Raw genomic sequence first — 12801 nt, 5'->3', positions numbered from 1 at the left:
GGATATCGTACTTAAAGATTATCCATTCCCGCCGATCCCGTGGAGAATGAAGCTTACGGTCTGTTCGATCTCTGCCTCATCGTCCCAGTCATGCTCCGGCATCAGCAGCAGCCGGACCAGCAGGTAGCCGACAATGGCCGAGACCGTGAAGCGGATGATAGCAGGAGTAGGCGCGTCAATCACCTCGCCTTGCGCCTTGAAGTGCTCGGTGATTGTAGTTACACGCTCCAGAACCTGCTCGAAGATATTCTCGGTCAGCTGCTCCTTCAGCGCAGGCTGGAAGGGGATCTCCTGAATGAGGATTTTGACGATTTTCAGATTCCTGCGGACGAACTCCAGCCGGTTCAGCATGAAGGCCTTGAGAAAGGCTTCGTAGCTCTCGAACGGCACATCCAGCACACCGCTGAAGTTGCGCAGCACGAACGGGGCAATCATCCGGCTCATGGTAGGGACCACGATGGCGAGCAGCAGCTCTTTTTTGGTCCGGTAATAACGGAAGATCGTGCCTTCGGCCACGCCGGCCTTCTGGGCAATCTCGCTGGTGGCTGCTGCCGAGAACCCCTTCTCTGCAAAAACATCAATCGCCGCCCGCAGAATGGACAGCTGCTTGGGCGTGACCTGCTCCTTCTCACTGAGGTCCAGCAGCTCCTGGACCCACTGGTCTTGCTCCAGCTGCCCCTGATCGGCAGCAGGGTTATTCTCCATCAATAGAACCTCCAGACTCTTGCAGTTCCTCCTAGTGTACCATAGCCCGTTCACCCTTTACATTCTGCGGTGCTTGCGCAGCGCCAGCACATTCAGCAGCATGAACAGCAGGGAGAAACCGATCAGCATGAACACATCCCCGGCGATATCACTCCAGCCTCTGCCGCGTACCATGATATCCATCAGTGCCTGTGAGCCGTAATACATGGGAGTGGCGAGTCCAATGCGCTGGAGCCAGAGCGGCAGGGTATCCAGCGGAAACAATCCGCTCAGGAAGATCTGCGGCACAATAACCAGGGGGATGAACTGGATCATCTGCAGCTCATTGGCGGCGAATGCCGAGAGCAGGGTGCCGAGCGTCAGCGCCGACATCGACAGCAGCAGCGTCATCAGCAGCACGTAGCCGAAGCTGCCCGTCATCATAATCCCCAGCACCTGGATGGAGAACCAGGAGATCAGCAGGGCCTGGAAGACGGTGAAGATGCCGAAGCCGCAGACATATCCGGTGACGATCTCCCAGCGCTTCAGCGGGGTGGAGAGCAGACGCTCCAGCGTGCCCGTGGTCCGTTCGCGCAGGAAGGAGACACCGGCAATCAGGAAGACGAAAAAGAAGACAAACACCCCGATCATAATCGGCCCAAAGCGGTCAATCGTCTTCATATCCTCCGCGCCGTAGAGGTAGCTGATCTGCGGCTGGAGCTGCCCGCCGCCTGGCGATTGCGGCCGGAGGCTCTGCGCAGCTTCTTGGAGCGTCATGATCACAGCGCGGTTAGCCGCCGGATTGCTGCCTTCAAGGACAACAGCGGGAGCGTCTCCCTTCATTGTAAGGAGAGCATCGATGTCGCCCGCCTTCAGGGCGGCCTGCCCGGAAGCTTCATCGGCATAGCCGGTAACCTCAGCCTCCTGGGCTTAGCAGATAACGCCTCTATCAAAAAGACTGCTGTGTCAAGAACACCGTGTACCAACCGATGATTATCCTGTCAGTACTTCCTACCTGCGTATTCTGGGTAATATTAAAGGAAACTTTGTGGAATATCAGACACCTCCGAAAGTACAGCCGCGTAACCCGTCAGCTACTAGAAGAGAGGATTAAGCACCCATCCTTACTATTTCCGAACCGTTTATCGAGTACAATCTTTGGCTGCTGTGAGCACATAGAAGAAGCAGTCATGAACATAACAATGCCATGAACTGCTTCTTCTTGATCAAAATAACCCCTGAATTTATAGGACTATTTATCTTTATTATACATTTGATTATTCGACTTGTACTTTTAGTGCGTATTGAACGTCACCTTCAGGCCATTTTGCAGAAAAAGAATATATATAGCTACCCTCAGTATCTGGAACCAATATTTCATTAGTTTCAATATCTAAAGGCAAGAACTCATCTATACTCAGCCAGTTACCATATTGATAAACTTCTTTAGGTGCTCTATCAAAATTTATAATAATCTTTGATTTTTTTGGTAATAAAACCCCTTTTTTATCTACTAATTTTTCCCAAGGGCCTCCGTATTCCGTCTTAGAACCCCAATAATAAGAAATAATTTCGACTGGAACCGTTATAGATGTATTCTCCACGGTTGCAACAGGGTTGGGTATAGGGTTTCCGCTATATTTGCACGAAGTTATTATAGATAATAGGACGATTATAACAACGATCATATAGATTTTTTTCATAAAAGCCTGCCCCCTATTTGTACACTAAGTAGGTATATGTTTTATGTAAAAAATCATCTACCGGTTATATCTCTCCTAGATGTAGAGAAAATAATTAATTTATTGTATCTAAATCCATTGTTCTACACCTGGGACGAGTGACATCTAGAGTGCACTATGGCTAGAATCTCTTGATTAATTGTGCAGTTTAACCATTTCCCCGTTTGATATTTTATTTAGGACTCTCTGTTCCATATCTGCATCAGAGACAAAGAACATACTATCTGTTAATACGCTCCATGTGTCTCTTCCTTTTTCATTATTATGCAGATCCATATTAGTATGTTGTCTCCCGGTATATCCGTCTTCAAAAACCGTGTTGTAATATGCATTGTCCTTCTGTTCATGAGCTGTCGCAAACGCTTTAGCATCTGCTTTACTTATTTGTCTGCACATGTAAGCATTCCAAATTGCATGACGAAATGCATCGCTAATATCTCCTTGACCACTTTTATAATATATTCTTTTCGTAGTTTCATAAGCCTGATTTCTCGCAGATTCTACCATTACAGCAATGATAGGACTAAGAATTACCAATTGTTTTTCAGCTGAGGTTAATGTCGTCCATGTAGCTTTGGCTTCTTCATAAGCACCTCTTGCTGTTGTGAAATACTGGTCAATTAGAGATGAATTATCGCTATTAGTTAATATTTTCATAATATATTAAAATAAAGTTTTTCCAAAACATATTTTTACATTTTTTTTGGATGTACAGGATTTTAATGATTCTATGCTCAAAAGTAAATAAAATTGTAAGGATTATCCGTTACTCCCACCCTTCATCCGGGTAATAAAGAGGACATCCTATGTTTACCGGCATCCTGCAACCCAATTCACTAAAGGCGGTGGAATTATGGCTGGACATAAGCTGCTCCTTCCTCTAGGCGTGCTGCTGGCTGCGGCTGGACTTAGCGGCTGCGGCGATGCGGACAAGTCGGCTGGTGGCGGACGGTTTCATACCTTGGCAGACGAGAAGACAGAGGCAAGGCAATATCTGCCGGAGGACCTGCCGATTCCCGAAGGGGCAGGCATTACTTTTACCCAAGGTGAACAGTCAGAGGGGAAGAAATCCTCCATGCTGATCTATCAGACGAAGGAGAGTATGGCCGCTCTTGGAACTACATATCAGAAGTATGTAAGAGAGAAGGAGCTGGAACGCGGGACAGAGATTGTGGACAACCGCAACCTGTTGATTAACGGTAAAGTGAACGGCTCCTATTCGTATTCTATTATTGGCAGCCCCTCGGATTCAGAGCGCGGCGGGAACGAGATTATCGTGACATGGATTATGAATTAACACAGGGTTTACAATAGGCCGGTCCGGAAGATTCCCGGGCGGGTCTTCTTTGGCTTGGGCTTGTAATTATTTGTACAGTTAATATTTCCATAACATTCCTCCGCAACAGAATTGACACTCGTAGACGAAAATAACATTAGCAGTTACCTATAGGAAAAGGGTGAATCTAATTGAAGAATAGTAAATGGATCGGCGCGGCTCTGGCTTCCTCACTTCTCATAACAGGGGGAGCTGTTAGCGTTCTGGCTACAAGCAGCCATGTAAGTGCAGCAGCCGTGAAGACAGCCACAGCCGTTGAGGGCAGCATGACCTGGAGCATCAACGGTACGCCGGTTGCACTCAGCACCATCAACAGCGGCGGGTACAAGCTCTATTCATTAAGCCAGGTAGCCGCAGAGCTGGGAGCAGGACTTGTGCACGGCAGCAGCGGAATCCAGCTCAATGACAGCAAAGGTCTACATAGTGTGCAGATCCAGGCAGGTGTAAAAAGCTATCAGGTGGATGGCGAGACCCTGGAATTCACAGTGGTCCCGGTTGTGCGTAACAGCAAAACGTATGTGGAACTGACGAAGCTGGTTACGGCGCTTGGCGGTGAGCTTGCGGCCGATGACCATACGATCCTGAGCTTCGCCCGGCCCGCCGGTTCATTTGACACCCTTCACTGGAGCGCTGACGGTGGCCTGATTGCGAATCAGAGCGACGCTGAATCCACCCTGCTCTATAAATTTACCCAGACTCCAGGCAACTATGATCTGTTCTCTTCCAGCGAAGGTGCGGTGGATTTCGCAGTCTCTGCCGACCAGCAGTGGGGCGCATTCAGCGATGAGACCGGCCAGCTGAAGCTGATCAACCTGTCCACCGGCCTAATCAGTTCGCTCGGCAAGGACACCAGCGTGAAGACAGATATCGTGTGGTCCAGTGACGGCAAGACGCTCTATTTTGTCCAGGGCGACAAGCAGGAGAAGCTGGCACAGATTTCAGTAGAGACCGGAGAGGTCAAGGCTCTGCTCGAAGATAAAGTAGAGAACAAATCGGAGCTTCGTATATCGGCAGACGGCAAAAGCGCAGTGTACATTATCAACATCACAGGTACCGCGAAGAATGATGCCGACAGCACAGAAGATTCACTAACCGTAGACTTCAGTAAGGCTGGAGAACAGCTCTATAAGCTGGATCTTACCACCAAAGGTGCTAAGCCAGTAGCCTTGACTACTACACCAGACAACAAGCTGTATCCTGAGATTCTGGCAAACGGCAGCGTGTCCTACCTGAGCGCGGATGCGGACGGCAATGCTGCTAACACGCTGAAGCTGATCACCGCAGACGGTAAAAGCACAGATGTTGCCCTCGGTGCAGAGGTGAACTGGTCCACAGGGGTTAGCACGGGCCTCGTAGTCTCCGGGACTACAACGGACGGCAGCACGGTAATCTACTCTATTGCAGGCAGCGCAGCTCCGGTTGAACTGTACCGGACAGCCGAAGATGTATCGGAAGTAGCGGTATCGGCAGACGGCAGCAAGCTGGGAATCATCAGCGACGGGAAGGTACTGGTCATTCAGAACGGCAAAGCACTGCAACTGTCAGGCTCACCGGAAGCTGTTAATTAAACACAACATTTATCGGCGCACACCGCCGGGAGGAGAATTCAGACATGAAGATATTCAAAAAGTTCACAGTTACAGCACTCACCGCAGTTATCGCGGTTACCGCATCCTTTGCAGGGGTAGCCGCAGCAGCGGACAGCCTCAAGGGTAAAATCACCGTTAACGGTTCTACGGCTCTGCTTCCGCTGACGCTGCAGGCGGCCAAAGAATTCCAGAAGCTTCACCCTAAAGTGAAGATCGCCGCTTCCGGCAAAGGCTCCGTGACTGGACCGCAGGCCGTGAAGAAGGGCATTGCCGATATCGGAGCCTGCGACTGGGATGCCAGCATTGATGTTCCGGGCTTCAAGGCCTTTGACGGCCAGGTGGCGAATAAGGTCGCTGTGATTCCTTTTGCAACCATCGTTAATAAGAATGTCGGAGTAGACAACCTGACTACAGAGCAGCTCAAAGGCATCTACGCCGGGAAAATCACGAACTGGAAAGAGGTCGGCGGATCAGATGCGAACATCGTAGTGATCACCCGTGCCTTCGGCTCCGGGACCCGCGTTAACTATCAGGCCAAGGCGCTGGGCGGCGGAGACATCGTGAAGAAAGAGAAGAACTACAAGGAAACCGGCTCCAGCGGCGACATGAAAACAGCTGTAGGTACAACGCCTAACGCTATTGGATACATCGACCTTGTCTATGTAACCGGCGGCGATATCAAGGCTGTAAAGTTCAACGGTGTAGAAGCTAACACGGATAACGTAATCAACGGCTCGTACAAGATCTGGGCTTACGGCTACTACATGACAAAGGGCCAGCCGGCCGGCGCGACCAAAGAATTCATCGAATATGTACAGAGTAAGAAGTTCCAGCAGGGCTCGCTCAAGAAGCTGAAGTTCATTCCAATCTCTGCTATGCAATCCTAAGATCCTTGAACCAAGCAAGCACAATAGATTGATAGGTAACAGCGGCCAGCTCCGGGAAATACGGGGTTGGCCTCTTACAGGAGGGAAAGTATGGGGGCACCGGTTCATGGCCTGACAGCGAAGATACAGACAAGCCTAGAGGAAGTTAAACGTAACACCAAGCGGCACCGCAGACATCTGCTCGGCAACAGCATCTCCCGTTATTATTTCTTATTCAGCATCCTCGCGCTCTGTCTTGTGCTGGGACTAGTTATTGTATTCATCGGCAAAACGGCGCTGCTGCTCTTCACCCGCATCTCCCCGCAGGACTTCTTCTTCTCGTTCAACTGGACGCCGGAAGACGAGGCCTTCGGCGCCGCCGCCTTCATCGTAAATACATTGTCGCTTACCGCGCTGACCCTGGTCATTGCCGTGCCCATCTCGGTCGGGATGGCTGTGCTCTGCGCAGAGATTGCCCCGAAATGGCTGAAGAGCTTCATCCGTCCGGTGCTCGATCTGCTGGTCGGTATTCCTTCTATTGTATACGGCTATCTGGGCTTGACCGTGCTGCTGCCCTTCCTGCGCAGAGTCAGCGGAGAAGGTCTGGGAGACGGACTGCTCGCCGCCGCACTCGTACTGGCATTAATGGTGCTGCCAACGATCTGCCGGATCAGCGATGATGCCATTGTTGCGGTGCCGCGAAAATACCGCGATGCTGCCTATGCGCTCGGTTCGACCCGCCTTCAGGTCATTATGCGTGTCGTTCTGCCCGCTGCCAGCCGGGGCATTATCTCGGCAGTAATTCTTGGCATGACCCGCGCAGTCGGGGAGACCATGGCGGTGGTGATGGTCATCGGCAATACGCCGCAGCTGGCGAAGAGCCTGTTCGCACCCACCTCGGTGCTGACCAGTAATATCGTGATGCAGATTTCCAACGTGGAATTCGACTCCACCTGGAACTACTCGCTGCATATGATGGCCTTCCTGCTGCTGCTTATCTCGTTTGTGCTGATTCTGATTATCCGGCTCCTGGGCCGCAAACGGAGGGATGCCTGATGAACGGATTCACCCGCACACGCCATACGGCCAGAGCCCAGCGGCGTAATAAAATGGCGACCATCGGCTTCTACACGCTGGGAGTTCTGGTCATGCTGCTGGTCTTCTGGCTGCTGTTCACCATTCTGAGCAAAGGCTTGCCTTCACTCAGACCTGACTTCCTGCTCAAGCAGCCGGAGGAGATCGATCCCGGCGGCGGGATTGGTCCCGTCCTGTTCAACTCCTTCTATATCCTGTTCATCTCCCTCCTGATCTCCGTTCCGATCGGGATCGGTGCAGGGATCTATATGGCAGAGTACGCGCCGGATAATGCCTTCACGGGTGCGCTGCGCATCTGCGTGGAATCCCTGGCCTCGGTGCCGTCCATCGTGTTCGGCCTCCTGGGCCTGGCGATCTTCGCCGAGTACTTCGGCGTCGGCCTGACGATCCTCGGCGGGGGAGTCAGCCTGGCGCTGCTGAATCTGCCCATGCTGGCCCGCGTCACGGAGGAAGCGGTACGCGCGGTTCCCGGCGAGATCCGTGAAGCCGGCTATGCCCTCGGCATGACGAAGTTCCATGTCATCCGCAAGGTCGTCGTGCCGGTAGCCCTTCCGGCGATCGTCACCGGTGTCTGCCTGGTGGCCGGACGCGCCTTCGGGGAGTCGGCGGTCATTCTCCTGACCGCCGGACTCAGCACCTCCGGCGAGATGTGGGATTTCAACCTGTTCTCCCCAGGCGAGACTCTGGCTGTACATCTGTGGTACGTACAGTCTGAGGCCATTGTCGAGGATGCGCGGCAAATCGCGGATAAGTCTGCCGCCGTGCTGGTCTTTGTCGTGCTGCTGATCAACTTTATGTTCCGCTTTCCGCTGTGGCTGGGCAACCGCCGCCGGGGGCGCTGATCCTACGAACCGAAGCTATTCTTACGTTGATGAACAGGCTGCCTGCTGTGGAGGAATCCACACGGGCAGCCTGTTTGCTGTGAAATGGAGGAGGCTTTGGATTGCTCATGGAAGCTCATGGAAGCTCTGAAACTTAACTCTGAGTCTCCTGTCCCCCCGTCTGGATATGTTATAATTCGACTAAATAGGTGCAGGTTGGACTAACCTGTGCCCATCCAAGGAGAAGGAGGGAGAACGCTGTGAGTACGCAGAAGAAGAGCCGCCATAAGCCGAACCGGAAGCAGACTACCGCGTATCCATTGAACACACCGCTGCCAAGGCCGGAGTTTCTAGCCATTCTGCAGGCAGCCGATGAAATTATCTCCGCCGGAGGGCGTACGCTTTTGGCCAAGATCCTGAAGGGTTCGAAGGAGAAGAAGCTGCTTGAACTCGGCTTGGATCACACTCCTGCCTATGGCTTCTTCCGCGAACTGACGATGGAGCAGATCATGGAGAAGGTGGATGTCCTCATCGAAGCCGGGTACCTGAAGACCGAGCTGTCCGGGAAGCTTCCCATGATCGAGTTCACCGTCTACGGCTGGACCGTCCAGCGGGAACGAAGAGCGGAGGAACTCCTGCGGGAGTGGGAGAACTGGCTGGACCAAGGGATCACGCCGGTCAGTATGGAGTATTTGAAGGACCGGAACCGGGGGATGATTCTGATGTTCCTGTTCAAAATCCTGTGTTCCGGTGACCGGAAATACATTCCTTTTTTACAGCAATGGCAGCCCATAGAGTTCAGGAAGGTACAGGCTGAGATCAGGCAGGTAATAGCAGACCTGAATGAGCGCGAACGGCTGGTGGAGATGGAGTGGCATGAGCTGCTGCGGGAACGTGCGCAATCACTGATTGTACGTTCGCGCGATCCAGTGCTGCTGCAGTGTGCGGAATGCGGCTATCCGTATGTATTCGATCACCTTGATTTTAGCTGCTACCGGGCAGATGGCATTTACTTTCCGGAGAAGTGTCCCGATTGCCGGCATCAGGAGGATTCCTTGCATGAATAGGCTTGAACTGCGAACGAAGGTACGCCATGTGGTCAATGAAATCGTTTCGGAGAAGGGTTTCGTAAGTCCCCTGGATGTATTCTTGAGGATCGGGAAAATCACTCCTAAGCTCGTAGAAGAGTGGCGCTTCGGAAGAGTGCCATATTTGGAACGTGTGCTTCAGGGCAATCTGTCTCAATTCAGCTTTATCATGTCGCTGCTTCGCGAGAACGCGCGGGAGCTTCATTTGAAGCCGTCTTACACCGCCTATATGAGGTGGGGCAAAGGCCCGAAGCGACCGCTCCGCTTTTCAAAGTCCGGAGATCCCAATGTTGAGAAACATTACGCTACTCATTATGTGCCGGCTAAGCAGGAGGTACCTCGAAATCCATCGTTGGCTAGTGGGAATATGCAGCCGAAGGGTGAGTAAGCAAGATAATAAGAGAGGAACCTGCTAATGTTCAATACCGAACAAGTAAAAAGCTTTATTCTCCATCCGGAGCCGGCTGTGAGCAATACCGCTTTGAGGTATTTTGCCGACAGTTTCTTGTATGAACACGATACTGCGCTGATGCCGCTTGTGTTACAAAAGCTGAAGCAATGCAAGGATACCGAAGAGGTTCACCTGTTTCATGCCTATAAGTTCCCGCAGACCGAGGAAACGATCCGTGAGCTGCTGGCTTGGTACCAATCTCCTTCCACCCACTATAATACAAGATTTCTGGCGCTGGGAATTTTGAAGAATTGTGATCTTCGGCTATTAGACCCGTTCATGGAGTCTGTCCAGGAAATTCCGGAATGGAAAATTAAGGTTGATCAGAAGATTCGCCTCTCAAAGATGACAGCCCAGGAGCTGTTGGACGAATTTAGCTTATTTATGGAGCAGAGTTCAGGGAAATACTGGGATGAGTTCGATAATGTGTACGGGGATGAGCTAGTGAATGAGCTGGCGCTTAGACAATGTCTGGACGCTGATACTGTGCTGGAGAAGCTGCGCGATAACGACCCGGATTCTCCGAGCTACGAAGTCCACTATCTAATCCAACTGGCAGGTCAGATGAAGCTGGAGACGGCTATCCCTGTGCTGTGCAGTTTTTTGGGTACAGATGATGATTTGCTTCCAACCACTTCCGTTGACGCGCTGGCTCAAATAGGCACAGCCGGGGTGATCAAGACGTTAACCGAGCAATATGTCTCTGCTTCACAGGAATTCTTCCGGATATTTGCCGCCGATGTATTCGGAAGAATTAAGCTGCCGGACTCCGAGGAGGCGCTGCTCGCCTTATTGCCGGAAGAACGTGATATTACCAATGCGACTAAACTGGCTGATGATCTTTGCCAATTGGGATCGGTAAAAGGACTTCCGCTCGTTGAGGCCATGGTGGAGGAAGGCTATGACGAGGGGTATTTAAATCTTATGGAATCACTGTATGCCTACTGTGTGATTTCAGATATTGCTCACCCGTCACTGCCGCAGTGGAAGAAGAAGCTTGATGCGGAAGAGGCGCGGATGGCCAAGCATAAGAAAGAAATGGACCGGATGTTTAGAACCAAAGCCCCTATAGGGACTTATAACAGACTGAACGGAACTGACAAAACGTACACAGCCCCGGCTAAAGTAGGTCGCAACGACCCCTGCTCCTGCGGAAGCGGGAAGAAGTACAAGAAATGCTGTGGTGCTAATGCTTAATGGGTGGGACTAGAGCCGGTTCATGTTGAACAAATAGAACGTAGCCACCAGCAGAGCTATCCGGACTGAGGGTACGCTATTCGTCGAAAAAACCAACTTTTCTGTCTTAAACGGACTCAGAGGACGTTAAACTGTTCATTTGAGCAGGAAATGCGAAGGAACGGGTTACTTAACGGCCCCTGAGTCCGCATGACCCTGCGGACAGGCGTGATCCGCCGGAATAAGGGATCTCCAGTCCGCATAGTTCGTGCATGGTTCTTATTCCTCCACTACTAAAGAGTGAGGGCGGGTCTGTGAAGTTCATTTCCCGCTCAAACAGCGGAGAGGACGGAACGACCCGCGGAAAAGCGATAGCGGTCGCCTTTGTCTCCGGATTTTTACCGATTAGGGAAATAAATAAAATCTGGAGACAACAGCGATTGTAACAACGGTCCGTTCGCGCAGCGTTCACCCAAGCGACAAAAGAACATCCCGCTCAAAATAAAAGGGGGTTCTCATCCTCCGGACGACAAAACAGCCCTCCCGAAGGAAGGCTGTTTCTATGACGTCCCGGAAGGGATACAGCCAAAATTCGGCTGATTGCGAAGTAGTGCTATCGAAGCGTATGCTCCAACGTCCCCGGCTGGCGCCAAGGGTTCTCATCCTCCGGACGACAAAACAGCCTTCCCGAAGGAAGGCTGTTTCTATGACGTCCCGGAAGGGATTCGAACCCCCGACCGTGCGCTTAGAAGGCGCATGCTCTATCCAACTGAGCTACCGGGACATGATGACTGGCTTAAAAGCAAGCAAAAATTATATTATCATATATAGTTAACTTTTTCAACTTGTTTTTTTGAAACCGTGCAGGGATATGCTATAATCAACAATTGATTAAGGCGCAGAAGCGATTACAGTTCGGAGAAAAGGAGGTGCCCTCATGAATCAATTCAATTCCCCCGCCAAAGAGAACATCGTGCTGTTTCCCAAGACATTGGATTACTACCAGATACAGCTCACGGTCATGCTGGAGAGTGAACGTTACGGGGAAGCGATGGAGCTGCTGCGTTTTTTGCTGCAGTGCCAGGGACAGGAAGAGCGGCACTACGAGGAATGGCAGTCGCTGCTGGATTGGCTGGTGGCAGCCTTCCCTAACGCTGCGCAGGGCAGTGACGGGGACGGTGCCCCGGATGCAGAGGAGATGGATCTGGGGGAAGAGGATATGGCCCGCATTCTGGCCAGATCCAAGCTGGAGGAGGATGCAGACTACCCGGATAAACTGCTGAAGCGGGTCATGAATGAACCGCTGTCCGAAGCGACAGTGCTTGCGCTGGAGCAGCTCTCCTACCTGGAGGGGAGCGGGGTGGACGAAGCGCTGACCGGCTGGCTCCAGCAGGCGGAGGTGCATCCGCTGCTGCAGTTCCGTACACTGCAGACCCTGCGGCGCAGAGGGGCGCAGGGGGCAATCAGGCTGAGCCGGGGCCATGAGACCGCTGAGGTGGAGATCGAGACCGTGCCCCTGCAGAACGATGAGTTCCCGCCGCAGATCAGCCAGGTGCTGGAACGGGTGGCTGAGCAGGCGGAGGTGCATGAGCCGACGCTGTATTATTTTGCCCAGGAGCTCTGGGGGCAGTTCATCATGTCCATCTACGGGACGGAGGATTACCGCAAGCTGCTGGACGGAGAGTATTCGCAGCTCGATATTTGGGCGGGAGCCCTGCACCAGATGGTGTCGGAGAGCCTGAACGGGAACCGCAAAGAAGAGGAAACACGGGGCATGTATGGTATCACGGGCAGCATGCGCTTCCAATTCGAGGGGGCCTACCGTTCGCTCAGGGGATTTGTAAAGAGTTCTCTACTTGATAAATAAAGTAATGTTGTATATAATATAGTGGTTATTCTGTGCGTGAAATGTTGGACTATTTTAAGTAAACATGCAACCTATTTTTGGAGGGA

General features: G+C 52.0%; 12 protein-coding genes, 1 tRNA gene and 1 pseudogene. 9 read left to right on the top strand and 5 right to left on the bottom strand.

What is annotated here, in order from left to right:
- Nucleotides 1-18: 18 nt before the first annotated feature.
- From NST43_RS24625 to NST43_RS24610, 4 genes and pseudogenes are all read right to left on the bottom strand, one after another.
- Nucleotides 19-705, bottom strand: coding sequence for a TetR/AcrR family transcriptional regulator (locus tag NST43_RS24625; RefSeq protein ID WP_339219935.1), 687 nt, complete (start codon nt 703-705; stop codon nt 19-21).
- Between the two features lie 57 nt (nt 706-762).
- A pseudogene (locus tag NST43_RS24620) lies at nt 763-1545 on the bottom strand (ABC transporter permease); the annotation flags it as partial.
- A gap of 416 nt (nt 1546-1961) precedes the next feature.
- The gene (locus NST43_RS24615; protein WP_339219934.1) at nt 1962-2387 is read right to left on the bottom strand and encodes a hypothetical protein; all 426 of its coding nucleotides are present in this window, start codon (nt 2385-2387) and stop codon (nt 1962-1964) included.
- 174 nt (nt 2388-2561) lie between these two features.
- Nucleotides 2562-3083, bottom strand: coding sequence for a hypothetical protein (locus NST43_RS24610; protein ID WP_339219933.1), 522 nt, complete (start codon nt 3081-3083; stop codon nt 2562-2564).
- Between the two features lie 196 nt (nt 3084-3279).
- On the opposite strand from NST43_RS24610, the gene NST43_RS24605 reads away from it, so the two are divergent.
- From NST43_RS24605 to NST43_RS24570, 8 genes are all read left to right on the top strand, one after another.
- Nucleotides 3280-3723: a hypothetical protein gene (locus tag NST43_RS24605; RefSeq protein WP_339219931.1), complete on the top strand. Its 444-nt coding sequence runs from the start codon at nt 3280-3282 to the stop codon at nt 3721-3723.
- 170 nt (nt 3724-3893) lie between these two features.
- On the top strand, nt 3894-5330 hold the full coding sequence (locus NST43_RS24600) for a hypothetical protein (protein WP_339219930.1): 1437 nt from the start codon (nt 3894-3896) through the stop codon (nt 5328-5330).
- Between the two features lie 44 nt (nt 5331-5374).
- Nucleotides 5375-6238, top strand: a complete 864-nt coding sequence (locus NST43_RS24595) for a phosphate ABC transporter substrate-binding protein (protein ID WP_339219928.1) — start codon at nt 5375-5377, stop codon at nt 6236-6238.
- Nucleotides 6239-6328: 90 nt separating this feature from the next.
- Complete coding sequence (gene pstC / locus NST43_RS24590; protein WP_209993541.1) at nt 6329-7273, top strand: phosphate ABC transporter permease subunit PstC; 945 nt, start codon at nt 6329-6331, stop codon at nt 7271-7273.
- Nucleotides 7273-8154, top strand: a complete 882-nt coding sequence (gene pstA / locus NST43_RS24585; RefSeq protein ID WP_209993542.1) for a phosphate ABC transporter permease PstA — start codon at nt 7273-7275, stop codon at nt 8152-8154. The genes pstC and pstA overlap by 1 nt, the downstream gene beginning before the upstream one ends.
- Before the next feature lie 239 nt (nt 8155-8393).
- Nucleotides 8394-9200, top strand: a complete 807-nt coding sequence (locus tag NST43_RS24580) for an RQC-minor-1 family DNA-binding protein (protein ID WP_339219927.1) — start codon at nt 8394-8396, stop codon at nt 9198-9200.
- Nucleotides 9193-9609 (top strand): hypothetical protein, encoded by a 417-nt coding sequence (locus NST43_RS24575; protein WP_339219925.1) that lies wholly within the window; start codon nt 9193-9195, stop codon nt 9607-9609. Before NST43_RS24580 ends, NST43_RS24575 begins: the two co-directional genes overlap by 8 nt.
- 27 nt (nt 9610-9636) lie before the next feature.
- Nucleotides 9637-10869: an SEC-C metal-binding domain-containing protein gene (locus NST43_RS24570; RefSeq protein ID WP_339219924.1), complete on the top strand. Its 1233-nt coding sequence runs from the start codon at nt 9637-9639 to the stop codon at nt 10867-10869.
- A 689-nt stretch (nt 10870-11558) separates the two neighbouring features.
- Here NST43_RS24570 and NST43_RS24565 read toward each other — a convergent pair.
- Nucleotides 11559-11632: transfer RNA gene (locus NST43_RS24565), tRNA-Arg, on the bottom strand.
- 153 nt (nt 11633-11785) lie between these two features.
- On the opposite strand from NST43_RS24565, the gene NST43_RS24560 reads away from it, so the two are divergent.
- A complete protein-coding gene (locus NST43_RS24560; RefSeq protein WP_339219922.1) occupies nt 11786-12715 on the top strand; it encodes a hypothetical protein in 930 nt (309 codons plus the stop codon).
- Nucleotides 12716-12801 lie beyond the last annotated feature (86 nt).

The organism is Paenibacillus sp. FSL H8-0332 (assembly GCF_037963835.1).
Taxonomy (GTDB): Bacteria; Bacillota; Bacilli; order Paenibacillales; family Paenibacillaceae; genus Paenibacillus_AQ; species Paenibacillus_AQ rhizoplanae.
Note: the sequence above shows the minus strand (reverse complement) of the source record. Positions and strands in the feature narration are given on the sequence as shown.

Bases quoted from the DNA above. Each gene is read 5' to 3' on its own strand.
- NST43_RS24625 (WP_339219935.1), bottom strand. From the start codon at position 705: ATGGAGAATAACCCTGCTGCCGATCAGGGGCAGCTGGAGCAAGACCAG.
- NST43_RS24615 (WP_339219934.1), bottom strand. From the start codon at position 2,387: ATGAAAAAAATCTATATGATCGTTGTTATAATCGTCCTATTATCTATA.
- NST43_RS24610 (WP_339219933.1), bottom strand. From the start codon at position 3,083: ATGAAAATATTAACTAATAGCGATAATTCATCTCTAATTGACCAGTAT.
- NST43_RS24605 (WP_339219931.1), top strand. From the start codon at position 3,280: ATGGCTGGACATAAGCTGCTCCTTCCTCTAGGCGTGCTGCTGGCTGCG.
- NST43_RS24595 (WP_339219928.1), top strand. From the start codon at position 5,375: ATGAAGATATTCAAAAAGTTCACAGTTACAGCACTCACCGCAGTTATC.
- pstC (WP_209993541.1), top strand. From the start codon at position 6,329: ATGGGGGCACCGGTTCATGGCCTGACAGCGAAGATACAGACAAGCCTA.
- pstA (WP_209993542.1), top strand. From the start codon at position 7,273: ATGAACGGATTCACCCGCACACGCCATACGGCCAGAGCCCAGCGGCGT.
- NST43_RS24575 (WP_339219925.1), top strand. From the start codon at position 9,193: ATGAATAGGCTTGAACTGCGAACGAAGGTACGCCATGTGGTCAATGAA.
- NST43_RS24570 (WP_339219924.1), top strand. From the start codon at position 9,637: ATGTTCAATACCGAACAAGTAAAAAGCTTTATTCTCCATCCGGAGCCG.
- NST43_RS24560 (WP_339219922.1), top strand. From the start codon at position 11,786: ATGAATCAATTCAATTCCCCCGCCAAAGAGAACATCGTGCTGTTTCCC.